Genomic DNA, 16,181 nt, shown 5'->3' on the forward strand with positions numbered 1-16,181 from the left:
GAGCGTGCAGCCGCTCAGACGGTAATTGCCCAGCCGCCGCGCGGCATCGCGCAAGGCGACGACCTCGGCGTGCGCCGTCGGGTCATGCTCTCCGACAGGCGCATTGGCGCCCTCGCCCACACGCTGTCCCTGCGCGTCGACGACCATCGCTCCGACCGGAACCTCGCCGGCCTCGCCGGCCGCCTCGCCGAGACGCAGGGCTGCACGCATCCAATGTTCGTCACTACGCGGATCGTTCATCCACAAATAATAGTGCACCGACAGGCAGACCCGGGCGGCAGTCTCCGGTCTGCCGCCCGATCTGCGGGACTCACGTCGAGCCGCTGGGCTCCATCAGGGCATCGGTGGCCGGCGGCTCATGACCGTCGTAGGGCTGGGCTGTCTTCTCCGTCGCGAACCGCTCGCAGATGTAGAGAATCAGCGCAACGCCGAGATAGCTCAGCGCCACTTCGGGCGTCTTGAACACACCGATGGCCTCGCTGTGCATGAAGCCGAAGAAGGTCAGCACAGCGCCGACCAAGGCGAACACGGAGGCTTTCATGAAATGACGGTCGATCATGCAGGCCGTGATCGAAGCCAGGATCACGCTGCACAGGATCGCGCCGCTGCCGAAGATCTCAAGACCGTGATAGAGCACGCCCGCCTGCCCCAGCTTGTCGATGCCGACGGCAGCGGCATTGGTGCCGGCGGCACCGAGCGCGCCATCGATGATGGTCTTGCCCCAGCCGGCCACCTGCGGAATCAGCGCAATGATCACTGCGGGCGCGTGGCTGCGCGGCGTCTCCTGGAAGGCCTGGGCGCCGATCAGCATGCCGATGTAGAGCAGAATCGGCGAAATCGCCACCACCGGAATCAGCGCCATCATCAAGGCCAGAATGCCGCACCAGGACAGCACCAGCACCATGGCACCGGTGGCCGCCGAGTAGCCAATGCGACCACCGATCGCCTTCCAGCCGGGGTGTCCGATGTAGACCGCGTTGATGAAGGGATTGCCAAGACAGCAGCCGATCAGGCTGACCACACCGTCGGCCGTGAGCACGCGCGTGGTCGGAAAATCGTCACCGCCCACCGAGGCGCTTTCGACATTATTCATCGCTTCGACCAGGTCGTAGATGCCGAAGGGAATTGCGGTGACCAGGATCACGCCGAGAAATTCGAAGCCCGAGAACACATGTCCGAACTGGGGCAGCGGAATCGAAAAGCCGAAGCTCGCCAAGGAATCGCCGAGGCCGGACACGCTGAGGCCGCCGATGTTGAGTCCCAGCGCGGTCGAGCCCCAGGCAATCGTCGAACCGACCGCGATGGCCACCAGCCCGGCCGGAATACCGCCGTAGCGCACGCCGCCGAACCAGCTGGCGATGAGGATGGCGAAGCAGACCACGCCGATCATCGGCGTCATGTACATCTCCAGTGCCGGCCGCATCGAAATGAAGGCAATGGAGACGCCGGCCAGCGCCCCCAGCAGCGCCGCACGCGGGGTGATCTTGCGAACGATGGGTGCCACGAAGCTGCCGGCCATCAGCACGAAGCTTTGCACGAACACCCAAGTCAGCCCCGCTTCCCAGCCCTTGACCGGATCGCCGGTACTGCTGCTGATCGGCAGCATGATCACGAACACCACCACGAACATGTGCGGCACGCTGATGCCCGAAGGTAACGCGCAGACATCGTTGCGTCCGGTTTTCTTGGCCAGCCGGTAGGCCAGCCAGGCGTAGTACACCGTGGACAGGAACATCATCAGCCCGGTGGCCGGCAGGATGGTGCCGAACACCAGCGAATCGGGCAGCTTGAGGACGTAACGCATCAGCGCCGTCAGCGTCAGCATGTTGACCAGAATATTGGTACCGAAACCGAAGAACGCGTTCCAGTCCCCCGGCGCCCAGACCTGCGGTTTGAAAGTGTTCATATGTCTGCTCCCTACTGCATGAAGGACCGCCCGCCCCTGCGCGCGGTTGGAGGTTCAACGGCGCGCGGACAGTGCCTCGATTACGCGCTGCGAATGGCTGACCCAGCCGAAGATGCCGCTTTGCGCCGAAATCATGTCCAAGCCCAGACGCTGGAAGTCCGGAAAGTACGAACCGACGCAGTCCTCCAGCACCAGGCAGTCGTAACCGCGGTCATTGGCCTCGCGCACGGTGGTGTTGACGCAGACCTCGGTGGTGACCCCGGTCACGATCAGCTGATGGATGTCGCGATGCTGGAGGATGGCGTGCAGGTCGGTGGACCAGAACGCGCCTTTCCCGGGCTTGTCGATCACCGGCTCACCCGCCACCGGATACAGTTCCGGGATGATGTCGTGGCCGGCCTCGCCTCGGATCAGGATTCGGCCCATCGGCCCCGCATCGCCGATGCGGGTGTCACCGTGACCCCGGCGCCATTTGGCCGGCGGCAGGTCGGAAAGGTCGGATCGATGGCCTTCGCGCGTGTGCATCACCAGCCGGCCCGCCGCGCGCCAGGCGGCCAGCAGGTTCCGGTTGGGCTCGATGGTTCGGCGCAGTTGCGACACATCATTGCCGAGCATTTCGCCAAAGCCGCCGGGCTCCAGAAAATCGCGCTGCATGTCGATGATCAGCAGACCGCAATGCTCCGGGTCCAGTTCGAACGGATAAGGTGTCGCGTCGATTGTCAGCATGCCGCCCCCTTGCAGATTGCCTGCCATTGCGCCGTGCTCACCAGGCACACCGATCAGAACCCGAAACCGAAGCCGGTGAACACATTGACCACATCGTCGTGGCCGCCCTCGTGGCCCGTCGTCAAGGAGTTCGCGTCGACCAGGCTGTCGTTGATCAGGTAGTAGTACTGCACGCCGCCATAGAGGTACCAACTGCCGAACTGCGGCGGCACGAAGCCGGCCGGCGTCTTCAGCGTGATTCCGGTACTGACCACACCGAAGTTGCTGCCGTCAGTCGAGAAGAATTCCTCGCTGGTTCCGCCGCTCCAGTAGTCCTCGGGGCCGACCGTGATCCAGGTCGGCAGCGTGATCGTCAGCGCACCGCCGGCTGGTTTGAATGTCGGCGTCACACCCAATTCCACATCAAAGGTATTGCCACGCTTGCCGAGTACCACCGTGGAATCGCCATCGACCGCCCAGAACAGCTTGGCGTAGGGCTGAAACGAAAACGGACCACCGGCGCTATCGTCGTAGTTGGCCGTGAACTCGATGTTCTGTTCGGTCTTGAACGCCCCGGGCGGACTCAGGAAGACGACGTAGCTCGCGCCGAGCTTGAGCTTGTCGCTGGGTGAATAGTTGAAGCCAACGAAGTAGTCGAATTCGTTCCAGGCGCCGACCGTGTCCGAGGACACCGCCGGATCGTGATTGATGTCGGTCCAGATGCCGACGACCACCGAAGTCTTGGCGCTGCTCAGAAACACCAAGCCGCCCAGAATCTGGCTGGTCACACCCTCGTCGGTCACCAGCAGCCCGCGTGGCGTGATGTAGTTCGGCTTGACCGAATAGTCACCGAAGCCATGGATCGCCGAGCCCGGCGCCGCGTCCGCCCAGGCCTGTGACACCACCAGCGACAGCGCCACGGTCAAACATGCAGTCCCCAGCCAATTCTTCATCGTGATTTCCCTGATTGCTTGCATCGAATGCGCCACCGGCTATCGAGCTACCGGCACCGGATCTGAACTTATCCAAACTTGCATACAAGATGGGATACGCAATGCCTGTGCCAGTCTTTCGGCCACGAATCACGCCCGGGAGCCGCCGCGCAATATTGCGTTAGCGGGCACGGATCAGGGATTATTTTATTTTGAATTCAGCTTGTTAGGCATCCCACGATGCGCGCCGAGGGCGCCGGTTCTATGCCGCGCGCTAACTCCGCTTTGCCGCGCATGCACCAGCCTGGCTCGGCATCGGGGGCGCAGGCCGATCCAAGGGTGTGCAGAATCCGGCAGGAAGGTCCGATGCCCTGTCTTGAACGTGATGGAGAAAGCGCGCCGAATCGGCCGCGTCGGGCGAGACGCTGTCAGCCCACCCCGGCGCCGGCGATCGCCTCGCGTGCCTGATGCAGCATGTGCAGGGTGATCTTGCGAACCTCGTTCTTGCTCTGCGTGACATGCGAGCGCAGCAGGATTGTCGCTTCCGTCGACTGGCGCTTGAGGATCAGACGCAGAATCTTGGCGTGCTCGTCGTAGGTGGCCTCGATGCGATTGGACTTGAGAAAGTCCAGCCGGCGGATGATGCGAATTTTCTCGGTGAGATCTTCATGTACGCGCGCGATTTCGCGATTCCCGGCGGCACGGACCAGGGTGGAGTGGAAGGCCTCATCGAGCGCGGCGATCAGGCGCGCTTCGGTGACACGCTGGTCCTTGGCAACCAGCCACTGACGCTTGAGCACGTCCAGATCCGGCGGCGGGTCCATCTGGCACAGACGTTCGACCGAAGCGATCTCGATCATGATGCGCAGGTCGTAAAGCTCATCGAAACGCGGAAAGTCGAACGGCGAAACGCTCCAGCCGCTACGAAAGCCGACCTCCAGATACCCCTCGCGCTGCAGTCGATACAAGGCATCGCGGACCGGCGTGCGCGACACGCCGTGCTGTTCCGCGAGTTCGTTTTCGGTAAAGCGATCGCCCGGCAGCAGCTCGAAATCGAAAATCGCCTGCTTGACCTTCGAATACACCTGCTCGGCGAGCGGGTTGGTCTGCTTCGGCTTCGGCATGACGGGGCGTGGGCGTAAGGGTCGTGTTCAAGTTGGCAGGCGCAGCGCGCGCGGAACCCGCAGGTTCATCGCTGGCGGCGGCGAGGTTCGAGCTTAGGGCCTCTCGCCCGGCGGCGCCACGTGCGCGGCGTCGATCAAGCTCACATGCGCCGCGACGATGCGCCAACCCTGCGCAAAGCGAATCCAGGTCTGGGTCTGGCGACCGATCACAGCCGGCGTCGGCGTACTGAACTCGGTACTCGCGGCCCCCGCGTCGCAACCAAAGGTGGTGATCACCGTGCGCAGCAAACGGCGGCGCCGGTCCACCGGCGTGGCGCCGAGCCGGTAGGCGCTCAGCGCAGCATGGCCGTGGCTGTGCTCGGTGATGCCGTAGCGCAGCACCTGCTCATCGCACCAGAAGAAGTCATTGAGCGCCACGACGTCGTTGGCCAGCAGGGCCGCCTCGTAGCGTTCGAACACCTGTTCAAGTTCCGCCAGGGTGGCAGGATCGTTCACCGTCAAAACAGCGTCCTTGGCCGGCATGCGGCGTATCGGGCTTTCGCGAAGGCCCGATTATTGCCGCCCTGGCCGGCAAAGGCACGTCGGCCGTGCGCGATATCAAATGCGCCGGAACTGGACGGCCGCCGCCACATCAGGCCGACAGGCTTTCGAGCACCGCAGCCGAATCCGCCACCGCACCGAACACCCCACCCTGCATCTTGACCATGTTCAAGGCGGCCAGGTGATTGCCATGGTCGGTGGCGCCGCAGCAATCCTCGACCAGCAGGCATTCGAAGCCGCGGTCGTTGCCTTCGCGCATGGTGGTGTGCACGCAGACGTCGGTGGTTATTCCGGTCAAAAGCAGATTGGCGATACCGCGCGTGCGCAGGATCAGTTCCAGATCGGTGGCACAGAACGAGCCTTTGCCCGGCTTGTCGATCACGATTTCTCCGGGCGCGGGCGCCAGCTCCGGAATAATGTCCCAGCCCGGCTCGCCGCGCACCAGGATCTTGCCGCAAGGGCCGGGATCGCCGATGCCGGCGCCGATCTGGCGCGAACGCCAGCGCTTATTGGCCGGCAGGTCCGACAGGTCCGGGCGATGACCTTCGCGCGTGTGAATCACCCAAAAGCCCAGCTCCCGCGCGCGCGCCAGCAGCCCCTGAATCGGTCCGATCGGCGCGCGCGTAAGGCTCAGGTCATAGCCCATCTTGTCGACGTAGCCACCCGGCCCGCAGAAATCGGTCTGCATATCGATGATCACCAGCGCCGTGTCCGCGGGCGTGAATTCACCGTTGTACGGCCAGGCATAGGGCTGCGCGGCGACAGTTCCGAACTTCATGACAATGCTCCTGAGGGGGCCATCCCCGAATGCGCCATCGACGACGCATCGCCGATGCCAGTTGTAATGGGTCGGCTCATGGCGCGGCCCCGGCGTCCGCCCGGTAGGCACGCCAGCCGCCGAAAGCCGAAATGTCCTCGGCGCCGTTCACCGCCAACGGCTCGCAGACGAAGCCCTTGAGCCAGCCGCCGTCCTCCAGCTCCAGCGTGCCGATCGCCAGCGGCGAGCCCACCCAGGCGATGAAACGCCCCAGTTGCGCCGCAGGCAGGCGCCAGACTTCCACCTCGATCGCGGCGCCGCCATCTTCGCAGCGCACCAGACCCGGCTTGGGCTGCGCGGTATTGGCCAGCGCATATAGTCGGTAGTGCGGCGCCGTGCGGCAGCTTCGAACCCGGCGCGCCCCGCATTCGAGCAATTGCCAGTTCAGTGGCTGCCCCAACAGATGCGCCCCGACCACGACCAGATCGAGGCTCGCCTGCGGCATCGGCAGTGGCTCGAACGCAAGGCTGCCCACCGCCGAGCGCGGCGCGCCGCCGGCCAGCGCCTCGGCCAGTACCTGCGCCATGGCCGCAAGACGGTGATCGCTGCCCGCCGGCGCCAGCAGCGTAACGCCGAACGGCAGACCGTCGCCGCGCCGCGCGGCGGGGATCGCGATCGCCGCCAGGTCGAGGAGGTTGGCAAAATTGGTGTAATGGCCAAGGCGCGCATTGATCGCGATCGGCTCGTTCAGCACCTCGACAATCCGTGGATGCGTCGGCGCGGTGGGCACCAGCAGCGCGTCGACCGTTGCGAACAGTCGCGCCGCCGCCGCGCGATGTTCGGCCAGCCGGTATTCACCAAGGAAGGCGTCGACCGCACTGTGGCCGTCGGCCGCCGCGATGATGCTGCGAACCGAAGGTTCGATGTCCGCCGCATGCACATCGAAGAAATCGCCCAAGGCGGCGCGGCGCTCAGCCACCCAGGGGCCCTGATACAAGAGCTGCGCGGCGGCGAACACCGCCTCCGTTTCCACGGTCTGCAGCTGCACGAATGGCAGCTGCGCCAGGCTCTCGCATGCAGCCTCGAAGGCCGCCTGTGACTGTACATCGCCGTAGAACTCGCAATACTGCGGCACGGCAATGCGAAACGCGCGGCTGCAAGGCGGCACGGCAAACGGTATCCGAGAATAGGAATCCTGAGCATCCTCGCCAGCCAGCACGCCCAGAACATGCCAGGCGTCCACCACGTCGCCGGCAAACACCGAAATGCAGTCCAGCGTGCGGCAAGCCGGCGACAGGCCATGGGTGCTGACCAGGCCGCGGCTCGGCTTGAGCCCGACGATGCCGTTGAAGCCCGCCGGCACCCGGCCGGAACCCGCGGTGTCCGTGCCCAAGGCGAAGGCCACCAGACCCTGCGCCACCGCCACCGCCGAACCAGAACTGGAGCCGCCGGCTATGCGCTCCGGAAACTCCGGGTGGTGCACCACGCCGTAGGGCGAGCGCGTGCCGACCAAGCCGGTCGCGAACTGGTCGAGGTTGGTCTTGCCGACCAGCATCGCCCCCGCCGCCTCCAGCCGCGCCACCGCCGTCGCGTCGCACTGGGGGGTGTAGGCGAACGCCGCACAGGCCGCCGTGGTCGGCAGGCTCGCGACATCGATATTGTCCTTGACCGCATAGGGCACACCGAGCAGCGGGAACCGCTCCAGCGCTTCGGCACCATACCGCGCCAGCCAGGCGTCGCACTCGGCGGCGCGCGCCAGCAGCGCCGATTCCGCCACGCGCGTGATCCACAGCGGGTTGTCGTCCGCCGCGGCCAAGCGCCGCAGTACCTCCCGCGCGCAGTCGACGATCGTGACGTGGCCGTCAAGGTAGTCCCGATGCAAGCGCGCGACCGACAATCGCGGCGTCGAAAACGGGGAGGAACTGGCCTGGGACGGATTCACACTTCTTGTATACAAGATTGAATCCGTAATTGACAAGTCCGGCCGGCGAAACGGTGCCTGGCCCAGAAGTCCGAAAACTGTCGCCCCGCCGTCTGTTCCTAGTCCTTTACTCCGACTCGCGGGTACGGCACGCGACGCCAAGGTCACCTAACTTGAGCGTGCATTTGCTGAAAGCGGCTCCTGCTCGGTTTTTCCCTTCGTTTTAGATGACCTTGTGTGGAGAAACGATGCTCAATTTGGCTTCGGCGCAGCGCATACGAACGCTCGCCGTCAACGCATATGAATGCCCGCGACCAAAAGAAAAAGCCCCGCACAATGGCGAGGCTCTTAGAAGGAATTCCCGGAAAATACCCGGACTTTTCCCGGAACACTTACGATGCCTTGTAAGTTATTGATTTGGTAGGCGCGATTGGACTCGAACCAACGACCCCCACCATGTCAAGGTGGTGCTCTAACCAGCTGAGCTACGCGCCTGCTGTTTCGCAGGGGCGGCACTTTAAATGAGCGGCGGTGCGCTTGCAATCCTTTTGTTGCCGGTGTCCATGTCGGTTTCCGTGGGCATCGGTATCGATTTTGCCTGTCGGAACCGTGCAGTGAGTCTGTGGCACTGCGGATCCGGACGGCGTCTTCACACCCATTTGTTCCGCTGGCAAGCGAGCGAAGCTGCTGAGAGGGGCAACGCTGCATGAGACTTCGATCGGCAACTTGAGGCGACACGCACCCCCCGGGAACGGTAAAGTCCGGAGACGGCACCGCCGTAAGGAGAGAAAGCCTGGTGAGCCGGGCTGACCGCAGCTTCGGACGCGATCACGTTCGCGGGATATCCATTGCGACCTAGGAACAAAGAACGCATGAACCACGCGCTGTGGCTGGCTTTGGTGCTGGCCCTGTTCTGGCTCGGATTGTCCGGCCACTACACGCCGCTGCTGCTGGCATTCGGAGTGGCTTCGATCGCATTGGTGGGCTGGCTGGCCCACCGGATGGATATCGTCGACTCGGAAGCGCAGCCGCTCCGACCGAGTCTGGCGGCGCCGCGTTACTGGCTGTGGCTCGCCGGCCAGATTCTGATTTCGGCCGTATCTGTCGCGAAGTGCGTCTGGACACTGCGCCTGCCGATTGATCCGGCCGTCGCCGAAATGAAGGCGGAAGGCCTGTCTCCCTTGCAGCAGGCCACCTACGCCAATTCGATCACGCTGACGCCGGGCACGCTGGCTCTGGCAATCCGCCGTGGTTCCATCGCCGTGCACGCGCTCAATCGGCGTGATCTGGAGGAGCTGCGCAAGGGTGCGATCGTGGCGCAGGTGCGCAAGCTGGAGGTCAACTGATGTTCGTCGCTGCGCTGCTGGCGGTGCTGGCGTCGATGGTTCTGGCGCTGACGCGAGCGCTGGTCGGGCCGACACTCTATGATCGGATTCTGGCAATCAATATCTTCGGCACGAAGACGGTGCTCCTCATCGCGGTGGCCGGCTTCGCCGCGGGGCGTCCCGATTTCCTCGATATCGCCCTGGTCTACGCGCTGATCAATTTTGTGGGAACGATTGCGGTGATGCGCTTGTCGCACTACGGCGACCTCGGGGCCGCGGACGAGGAGGGGGTGTTGTGAGTCTTGAGGCGGCGCTGGACATTGCCAGTGGATGTTCCTTGCTTGTTGGAAGCCTTTTCGTGGTGTCGGGCGGTGTCGGTTTGCTGCGTATGCCGGATTTCTTTTCACGCACCCACGCCGCCAGTCTCACCGATACCGCGGGTGCGGGTCTGATCCTGTTGGGACTGCTGTTTCAGGTGGATGATTTCGCACAGGGCTTGCGACTTGCCTTGATTGCCCTGTTTCTGCTGTTTACCGGGCCGACAGCCACGCATGCGCTGGCCAGTGCGGCGCTGGGTGACGGTCTCAGTCCGTGGACGCGCAAATCCGGGAGTCGGCGATGAGCGGATTCTTCTACGTCGACCTGATTCTGTTCGCGATTCTGACGGTCACCGCCATCACGATCGCCCAGCTACGACACCTGTATGCGGCGGCCATGCTGTCCGGTCTGTTCAGTCTGGTGTGCGCGTCGATCTTCGTGCTGCTCGACGCGGTTGACGTCGCGTTCACCGAAGCGGCTGTCGGGGCCGGTATCACGACGGTCCTGTTTCTCAGTGCCCTGGCGCTGACCAATGCGGGTGAACGCTTCACACCGCGCCGGCTCGGCCTGCCGGCGTTGATCGTGGTCACGATCACCGGCGCAACGCTTATCTACGCCTCGCAGGATCTGCCCGTTGTCGGCTCCCTGGATTCGCCGGTGCAGACGCACCCCCTGAAGTCGGTTTATCTGGAGGAATCGGTGCAGGAGACCGGGATTCCGAATGTGGTCACTACGGTGCTTGCGAGCTATCGCGGTTACGACACCATGGGCGAGGTTGCGGTGATTTTCACTGCCGGGATCGGTGTGCTGTTGCTGCTGGCGAGAACCCGCAAGCCTGGTTCGGAGGCCGGCAGCTCATGATGGAGAACGATCATCTGGTATTGCGGGTCGTCAGCAAGATCATGATGCCGTTCATTCTGCTGTTCGCGCTGTATGTGCAGTTTCACGGTGACTATGGCCCCGGGGGGGGCTTCCAGGCCGGTGCGATCTTCGCCACTGGCATGATTCTCTACGGGCTGGTGTTCGGGCTCGACCGGGCACGCAAGGTACTGCCGTGGAACGCCTTGATGTTCCTGATCCCGCTGGGGCTGCTGATCTATATCGGCGTCGGCGTGGTCAGCCTGCTGCTGGGCGGACGGTTTCTGGATTACGACACGCTCAATCCGCATCACCCGCATGCCGGCCAGCATCTCGGCATTCTGCTGGTGGAGGCGGGTGTGGGCATCACCGTTGCGGCGGTTCTCACCGCCGTCTTCTATGCATTTGCCGGACGAGGTGTGAAGCAATGAGTCTGGCGGGACACTACAATTTCTGGGTCGTCATCGTGTTGATGATGATCGGTCTGTACACCGTGATCAGCCACGGCAATTTCATCAAGAAGCTGATCGGACTGAACCTGTTCCAGGTTTCGGTGTTCATGCTCTACATCAGTCTCGGCGCCGTCGTCGGCGGCACAGCGCCGATCATTGACGACCGGTTCGAGTTGTATTCGCATCCGCTGCCGCATGTGCTGATCCTCACCGCGATCGTGGTGGGCGTTGCGACGACTGCGCTGGGGCTGGCTCTGGCCGTGCGGATTCACGAGGCCTACGGGACGCTTGAAGAGACCGAGGCGCAGCAACGGGAACGCGAGGATATCAAAGCGGCATGATCGTTCACCTTCCCGTACTGCAGGTTGTCCTGCCGTTGCTGTGTGCGCCTTTGTGCGTGCTGTTTCGTACGCCGCGCGTGGCCGCGCTGATCTATTTCATTGCTGCAGCGTCGGCGTTTGCCTGCGCCGTCGGCCTGAATCTTCAGACGCTGGACGGTATCGTGCTGCACTACCGGCTTGGCGGTTGGTCGCCTCCGGCCGGGATCGAATACGTGATCGACGGCGCCAATGCGCCCTTGCTGCTGCTGGTCTCGCTGATCGCGCTGCTGGTCTCGGTCTATGCGCCGCGCAGCATCGCGTCCGAACTCGAGCCGGCACGAGTCGGTCTGTTCTTCGCTTGTATGTGCCTGTGTTTGACCGGGCTGTTGGGCATCGCGGCAACTGGTGACGCGTTCAATGTCTTCGTGTTCCTGGAAATCTCGTCGCTGGCTTCGTATGCGCTGATCGCGCTGGGCAAGCGGCGGCGGGCGCTGCTCGCGGCCTTCCAGTATCTGGTGCTGGGCACGATCGGCGGCACCTTCCTGCTGATCGGCATTGGCCTGGCCTACGCCGTCACCGGAACGCTCAACATGGCGGACCTGGCGCAGCGCGTCCCCGAACTGGGGGAGAACCGCGCACTGATCGGAGCCATCGCCTTCGTCACCATTGGCATGGCGATCAAGGCGGCCGTCTTTCCGCTGCACGCCTGGCAGCCCGGCGCCTATTCGGAGTCTCCCTCAGCCGTTGGCCTGTTCCTGTCCGCCACCGGCAGCAAGATCGCGCTGTATACGCTGTGTCGCTTTCTGTTCACGATCTTCGGCGCTAGTGTCGCGTTCCAGATCCTGCCGCTGAGCCAGATCGGCCTGCTGGTCGGCTGTGCCGGAATGATCGCCGGCTCGCTGATGGCCTGTCTGCAGACTGATTTCAAACGCGTGCTGGCCTGGTCCAGCATCGGCCAGGTCGGCTACATCGTTGCCGGCATCAGCCTGGCTACCAGCGAGGGACTTACCGCCGCCTATCTGCACATTCTCAACCATGCCCTGATCAAGGCCGCGCTGTTCGCGGCCGCTGGCGTGGTGATGTTGCGGCTGGGCGGTACCGATCTGCAGAGCATCGCCGGCCTGGGACGCCTGATGCCCTGGACCTTCGCCATGATCGTGGTGGCCGGACTGGGGCTCATCGGCGTCCCTCTGAGCGCCGGATTCGTCAGCAAATGGGCGCTGGCGACGGCCCTGATCGACAGCGGGCAATGGCTGGTGCTGGTCGCGGTTCTGTTCAGCAGCCTGCTTGCGCTGGTCTACGTGGGACGGATTGTCGAGGCGGCGTGGTTTCGTGAACCGCAAGCCGGGCGCACACCGGCCGCCGTGCCGAGAGCAATGACTGCCGTGACCGCCTTGCTGGCAATCTCCACGATCTACTTCGGAATCGATACGCGTCTGCCGCTGGCCCTGGCGCAGACCGCGTCCGCAGCCCTGCTGGGAGTGGCCCCGTGATCGCGTTGCCGGCTGCGCTGACAGGAGCGGGCCAGGCGCTGGCCCTGCCGTTGACGGTGCTGCTCCCGCTGCTTGCGGGCGCGCTGGTGTTGCTGCTGCAGCGCAGCCCCGATTTACGCGATGGCAGTTCGATGCTGATGGGCCTGGTACTGGCCCTGGTGGTCGGCGCGTTGTGGAGCGCGCCCGATGCGGAGCTGAGTTTCACGATATGGAACTGGTTGCCGGGCCTCACCTTCGAGTTCCGGATGGAGCCGCTGGGGCTGTTGTTCGCGACTGTCTCCGCCGTGCTCTGGCCGCTGACCACGCTGTATGCCGTCGGCTATATGCGCGGCAACGCGGAGAAGCACCAGACCCGGTTCTTCCTGTGTTTCGCGCTGGCGATCGCCGCGGCGCAGTGGATTGCCTTTTCCGGCAATCTCGTGACGCTGTTCGTGGGCTACGAGTTCATGACCCTGGCCACCTGGCCGCTGGTCGCCCACAAGGGCAATGAGGACGCGAAGCGCGGAGCGCGTGTCTATCTCGCGGTTCTGCTGACGACCTCGATCGGCCTGCTGTTGCCGGCCATCGTCTGGACCTATCTGCTGGCGGGGACCACGGATTTCACCGATGGCGGGATTCTGGCCGGTCACGGCAGCCCGGCGCTGTTCGCGGTGCTCTATGCCATGTTCCTGTTCGGTATCGGCAAGGCGGCGCTGATGCCGTTTCATCGCTGGCTGCCCGCAGCGATGGTGGCGCCGACGCCGGTGTCTGCACTGTTGCACGCGGTGGCCGTGGTCAAGGCGGGTGTGTTCTCGGTGCTCAAGGTCACGATCTACATCTTCGGGCTGGACAACCTCAGCGCCACCGGTGCCTCGCAGCCGATGATGTGGGTCGCGGCCTTTACGCTGCTGGCCGCGGGCGTGATCGCGGTGCGTCAGGACAACCTCAAGAAGCGGCTTGCCTACTCGACCGTGAGCCAGCTCAGCTACATCGTGCTGGGCGCGGCACTCGCCCAGCACTACGCCGTGCTGGAAGGTGCCCTGCATATCGCGACGCATGCGGTCGGCAAGATCACGCTGTTCTTCTGCGCCGGCGCGATCTATACCGCGCACCACCTCACACGTGTCAGCGAACTGGATGGCCTCGGCCAGAAGATGCCGTACACCTTTGCGGCGTTCACCGTGGCCTCGATTTCGATCATCGGCCTGCCGCCGCTGGCCGGCAGTTGGGACAAGCTGTTGTTGATCGAAGGCTCGCTCGAGGCCGGCGTACCGGTGATGCTCGGTGTGTTGCTGACGGGTGCGCTGCTCGCCATCGCCTACCTCATGCCGGTGCCGATGCGAGCGTTCTTTGTCCGTTCCGACACCCATGGCGCCGACCCGGATAACCCGTCCGGCAATCCACGCCCGCGCACCGAACCGGTTCAGGAGGCGCCGCTGGCCTGCGTGCTCCCGCTGTGCATCACGGCCCTGGCCTGCATCGCGATGTTCTTTTTTGAACACGCCCTGATCGAACCTCTGGTGCGCCGCCTGGGAAGCCCGTGAGCAAACCATCCATGAACAAATCCAAGCATTGGCTGGACCGACCGCAGAGCGCGACGCTGCTGGTCCGGATTCTCTACCTGGCCTGCGCAGCGCTGCTGCTCGTGGACCTGTTCTATGAACGCCACGGCCATTTCGAGTTCGAGCACTGGTTCGGCTTCTTCTGCGGTTTCGGCTTTCTGGCCTATGTGTTCATCGTCAACGCTGCCAAGGTTCTGCGGCGTCTGATCGGGCGTCCCGAGACCTATTACCAGTCCGCGCCGCCGGAGCGCGACCATGACTGAGTGGTGGGCCAATCCGGCACTGCTGCTGATTTTCGGTGGCCTGCTGCTGCCGCTGCTGGGGCCGCTGCCGCGTCGCATCATGAGTCTGGCGCTGCCGGCGGCAAGCCTGGTGCTGCTGTGCTGTCTGCCGGATGGCGAGAGCGGGCGGGCGGTGTTGTTCGGTCTGGATCTGGTCACGCTCCGCGTCGACAAACTGGCCTTCATCTTTGCGCTGATCTTCCATATCGCGGCGCTGATCTCGGCGGTCTACGCCTGGCATCTGCGTGATGTCCTGCAGCATGCCAGCACGCTGGTCTATGCCGGTGCGGCGGTGGGCGCGGTCCTCGCCGGAGACCTCATCACCATGCTGTTGCATTGGGAACTGACGGCGATTTCCTCGGTGTTCCTGATCTGGGCGCGGCGTACCGAACGGGCCTATCACGTGGGCATGCGCTATCTGCTGGTGCAGGCTGGCGCCGGCGTGCTGCTGCTGTCCGGTATCGTGATGCGCTACACGGCGACGGGCGATCTCGCCTTCGAGCGGATGACGCTCGATGAACCTGGCTCGCTGATGATGCTGGTCGCGATCGGCGTCAAATGCGCGTTTCCGCTGCTGCACAACTGGCTGCAGGACGCCTATCCGGAAGCCACCGTCACCGGTACCGTGGTGCTGTCGATCTTCACCACCAAGCTCGCGGTCTACGCGCTGGCCCGTGGCTTCGCGGGTACCGAAATCCTGATCTGGATCGGCGCGGCGATGACGCTGTTCCCGATCTTCTTCGCGGTCATCGAAAACGACCTGCGGCGCGTGCTGTCGTACAGCCTCAACAACCAGCTCGGTTTCATGGTCTGCGGCATCGGCATCGGCACCGACCTGGCGATCAACGGTGCCGCGGCGCATGCCTTCGCGCACATCATCTACAAGTCGCTGCTGTTCATGGCGATGGGCGCGGTGTTGTACCGCGTGGGTACGGTCAAGGCCTCGGAGCTGGGTGGACTCTACAAATCCATGCCGTGGACGGCGGGCCTGTGCATCGTCGGCTCGGTTTCGATCTCGGCGTTTCCGCTGACCTCCGGTTTTGTCACCAAGTCGATGATCCTGTCGGCCGCCGGGGAGGAGCATCTGTGGCTGCCGTGGTTGATTCTGCTGTTTGCTTCGGCGGGCGTGCTCGATCATTCCGGCATCAAGATCCCGTTCTTCTCGTTCTTTGCGCACGACTCCGGCAAGCGTTGCCAGGAGGCGCCGAGCAACATGTTGCTGGCGATGGGGGCGGCGGCTTTCCTGTGTATCGGAATCGGCGTGTATCCGCAGCCGCTCTACGATCTGTTGCCATACGCCGTGGCCTATTCGCCATATACCGCCGGTCATGTGATCACTCAGTTGCAGTTGCTGCTGTTCGCCGCGGCGGGCTTCGCCTTCCTGTATCGGCGCGGCTGGTATCCGCCGGAGATTCGATCGCTGAATCTCGATAGCGACTGGATCTACCGCCGTGCGGCGCCGGCCCTGGTCGGCGTGGCCTTGCGTGGGCTCGATCGCCTGGGCGCGGCGTGGCAGGGTCTGCTGGGAGATCTCGCTCGTCGCAGCCTGGCGATGGTCGGGCAGGTGCAGCGTCACGGCGCCGGCCTGATCGGGCATCAAAGCACCGGCTCGATCACCGCCTGGGTGACGGGCGCCCTGGCCGTGCTGCTGATGCTGTCCTTCCTGTTGGGACGCTCGTAGCGCGTTGTCCGGGGGCGACTCGCGGCG

At 64.0% G+C, this 16,181-nt stretch carries 18 protein-coding genes and 1 tRNA gene; 10 read left to right on the forward strand and 9 right to left on the reverse strand.

Features of this window, described 5'->3' with window-relative positions:
* The 9 genes from RM530_RS07955 to RM530_RS07995 form a co-directional block, all read right to left on the reverse strand.
* Positions 1-240 (reverse strand): nucleoside deaminase (locus RM530_RS07955; RefSeq protein WP_311364692.1); only part of this gene is annotated, 240 nt, incomplete at its 3' end.
* A gap of 70 nt (positions 241-310) precedes the next feature.
* Positions 311-1,906, reverse strand: coding sequence for a regulator (locus RM530_RS07960; RefSeq protein WP_311364693.1), 1,596 nt, complete (start codon positions 1,904-1,906; stop codon positions 311-313).
* 54 nt (positions 1,907-1,960) lie between these two features.
* The gene (locus RM530_RS07965) at positions 1,961-2,632 is read right to left on the reverse strand and encodes a cysteine hydrolase family protein (RefSeq protein WP_311364694.1); all 672 of its coding nucleotides are present in this window, start codon (positions 2,630-2,632) and stop codon (positions 1,961-1,963) included.
* A gap of 53 nt (positions 2,633-2,685) precedes the next feature.
* Positions 2,686-3,564, reverse strand: coding sequence for a hypothetical protein (locus RM530_RS07970; protein WP_311364695.1), 879 nt, complete (start codon positions 3,562-3,564; stop codon positions 2,686-2,688).
* 407 nt (positions 3,565-3,971) lie between these two features.
* A complete protein-coding gene (locus tag RM530_RS07975) occupies positions 3,972-4,667 on the reverse strand; it encodes a GntR family transcriptional regulator (protein WP_311364696.1) in 696 nt (231 codons plus the stop codon).
* 93 nt (positions 4,668-4,760) lie between these two features.
* Complete coding sequence (gene hpxZ / locus RM530_RS07980) at positions 4,761-5,162, reverse strand: oxalurate catabolism protein HpxZ (RefSeq protein WP_311364697.1); 402 nt, start codon at positions 5,160-5,162, stop codon at positions 4,761-4,763.
* Positions 5,163-5,298: 136 nt separating this feature from the next.
* The gene (gene biuH / locus RM530_RS07985) at positions 5,299-5,985 is read right to left on the reverse strand and encodes a biuret amidohydrolase (protein ID WP_311364698.1); all 687 of its coding nucleotides are present in this window, start codon (positions 5,983-5,985) and stop codon (positions 5,299-5,301) included.
* Positions 5,986-6,061: 76 nt separating this feature from the next.
* A complete protein-coding gene (gene atzF, locus RM530_RS07990; RefSeq protein WP_311364699.1) occupies positions 6,062-7,921 on the reverse strand; it encodes an allophanate hydrolase in 1,860 nt (619 codons plus the stop codon).
* A gap of 382 nt (positions 7,922-8,303) precedes the next feature.
* Positions 8,304-8,380, reverse strand: a tRNA-Val gene (locus RM530_RS07995).
* Positions 8,381-8,757: 377 nt separating this feature from the next.
* Here RM530_RS07995 and RM530_RS08000 point away from each other — a divergent pair.
* Genes RM530_RS08000 through RM530_RS08045 form a run of 10 tightly spaced genes read left to right on the forward strand, consistent with a single transcriptional unit; the run spans position 8,758 to position 16,154 of the window.
* On the forward strand, positions 8,758-9,231 hold the full coding sequence (locus tag RM530_RS08000) for a Na+/H+ antiporter subunit E (protein WP_311364700.1): 474 nt from the start codon (positions 8,758-8,760) through the stop codon (positions 9,229-9,231).
* Positions 9,231-9,509 (forward strand): MrpF/PhaF family protein, encoded by a 279-nt coding sequence (locus tag RM530_RS08005; protein ID WP_311364701.1) that lies wholly within the window; start codon positions 9,231-9,233, stop codon positions 9,507-9,509. Before RM530_RS08000 ends, RM530_RS08005 begins: the two co-directional genes overlap by 1 nt.
* On the forward strand, positions 9,506-9,832 hold the full coding sequence (gene mnhG, locus RM530_RS08010; RefSeq protein WP_311364702.1) for a monovalent cation/H(+) antiporter subunit G: 327 nt from the start codon (positions 9,506-9,508) through the stop codon (positions 9,830-9,832). The genes RM530_RS08005 and mnhG overlap by 4 nt, the downstream gene beginning before the upstream one ends.
* Positions 9,829-10,389, forward strand: coding sequence for a DUF4040 domain-containing protein (locus RM530_RS08015; protein WP_311364703.1), 561 nt, complete (start codon positions 9,829-9,831; stop codon positions 10,387-10,389). Before mnhG ends, RM530_RS08015 begins: the two co-directional genes overlap by 4 nt.
* Positions 10,389-10,817: a Na(+)/H(+) antiporter subunit B gene (locus RM530_RS08020; protein WP_349256199.1), complete on the forward strand. Its 429-nt coding sequence runs from the start codon at positions 10,389-10,391 to the stop codon at positions 10,815-10,817. The genes RM530_RS08015 and RM530_RS08020 overlap by 1 nt, the downstream gene beginning before the upstream one ends.
* The gene (locus RM530_RS08025) at positions 10,814-11,179 is read left to right on the forward strand and encodes a cation:proton antiporter subunit C (protein ID WP_311364705.1); all 366 of its coding nucleotides are present in this window, start codon (positions 10,814-10,816) and stop codon (positions 11,177-11,179) included. Before RM530_RS08020 ends, RM530_RS08025 begins: the two co-directional genes overlap by 4 nt.
* Positions 11,176-12,651, forward strand: a complete 1,476-nt coding sequence (locus RM530_RS08030) for a monovalent cation/H+ antiporter subunit D family protein (protein ID WP_311364706.1) — start codon at positions 11,176-11,178, stop codon at positions 12,649-12,651. The genes RM530_RS08025 and RM530_RS08030 overlap by 4 nt, the downstream gene beginning before the upstream one ends.
* On the forward strand, positions 12,648-14,174 hold the full coding sequence (locus RM530_RS08035; RefSeq protein WP_311364707.1) for a proton-conducting transporter transmembrane domain-containing protein: 1,527 nt from the start codon (positions 12,648-12,650) through the stop codon (positions 14,172-14,174). Before RM530_RS08030 ends, RM530_RS08035 begins: the two co-directional genes overlap by 4 nt.
* An 11-nt stretch (positions 14,175-14,185) precedes the next feature.
* Positions 14,186-14,455: a hypothetical protein gene (locus RM530_RS08040; protein ID WP_311364708.1), complete on the forward strand. Its 270-nt coding sequence runs from the start codon at positions 14,186-14,188 to the stop codon at positions 14,453-14,455.
* The gene (locus RM530_RS08045) at positions 14,448-16,154 is read left to right on the forward strand and encodes a Na(+)/H(+) antiporter subunit D (protein ID WP_311364709.1); all 1,707 of its coding nucleotides are present in this window, start codon (positions 14,448-14,450) and stop codon (positions 16,152-16,154) included. The genes RM530_RS08040 and RM530_RS08045 overlap by 8 nt, the downstream gene beginning before the upstream one ends.
* Positions 16,155-16,181: the final 27 nt, after the last annotated feature.

The organism is Banduia mediterranea (assembly GCF_031846245.1).
In the GTDB taxonomy this organism is placed as follows: Bacteria; Pseudomonadota; Gammaproteobacteria; order Nevskiales; family Nevskiaceae; genus Banduia; species Banduia mediterranea.

Bases quoted from the DNA above. Each gene is read 5' to 3' on its own strand.
- RM530_RS07960 (WP_311364693.1), bottom strand. From the start codon at position 1,906: ATGAACACTTTCAAACCGCAGGTCTGGGCGCCGGGGGACTGGAACGCG.
- RM530_RS07965 (WP_311364694.1), bottom strand. From the start codon at position 2,632: ATGCTGACAATCGACGCGACACCTTATCCGTTCGAACTGGACCCGGAG.
- RM530_RS07970 (WP_311364695.1), bottom strand. From the start codon at position 3,564: ATGAAGAATTGGCTGGGGACTGCATGTTTGACCGTGGCGCTGTCGCTG.
- RM530_RS07975 (WP_311364696.1), bottom strand. From the start codon at position 4,667: ATGCCGAAGCCGAAGCAGACCAACCCGCTCGCCGAGCAGGTGTATTCG.
- biuH (WP_311364698.1), bottom strand. From the start codon at position 5,985: ATGAAGTTCGGAACTGTCGCCGCGCAGCCCTATGCCTGGCCGTACAAC.
- RM530_RS08000 (WP_311364700.1), top strand. From the start codon at position 8,758: ATGAACCACGCGCTGTGGCTGGCTTTGGTGCTGGCCCTGTTCTGGCTC.
- RM530_RS08005 (WP_311364701.1), top strand. From the start codon at position 9,231: ATGTTCGTCGCTGCGCTGCTGGCGGTGCTGGCGTCGATGGTTCTGGCG.
- RM530_RS08015 (WP_311364703.1), top strand. From the start codon at position 9,829: ATGAGCGGATTCTTCTACGTCGACCTGATTCTGTTCGCGATTCTGACG.
- RM530_RS08020 (WP_349256199.1), top strand. From the start codon at position 10,389: ATGGAGAACGATCATCTGGTATTGCGGGTCGTCAGCAAGATCATGATG.
- RM530_RS08025 (WP_311364705.1), top strand. From the start codon at position 10,814: ATGAGTCTGGCGGGACACTACAATTTCTGGGTCGTCATCGTGTTGATG.
- RM530_RS08030 (WP_311364706.1), top strand. From the start codon at position 11,176: ATGATCGTTCACCTTCCCGTACTGCAGGTTGTCCTGCCGTTGCTGTGT.
- RM530_RS08040 (WP_311364708.1), top strand. From the start codon at position 14,186: ATGAACAAATCCAAGCATTGGCTGGACCGACCGCAGAGCGCGACGCTG.
- RM530_RS08045 (WP_311364709.1), top strand. From the start codon at position 14,448: ATGACTGAGTGGTGGGCCAATCCGGCACTGCTGCTGATTTTCGGTGGC.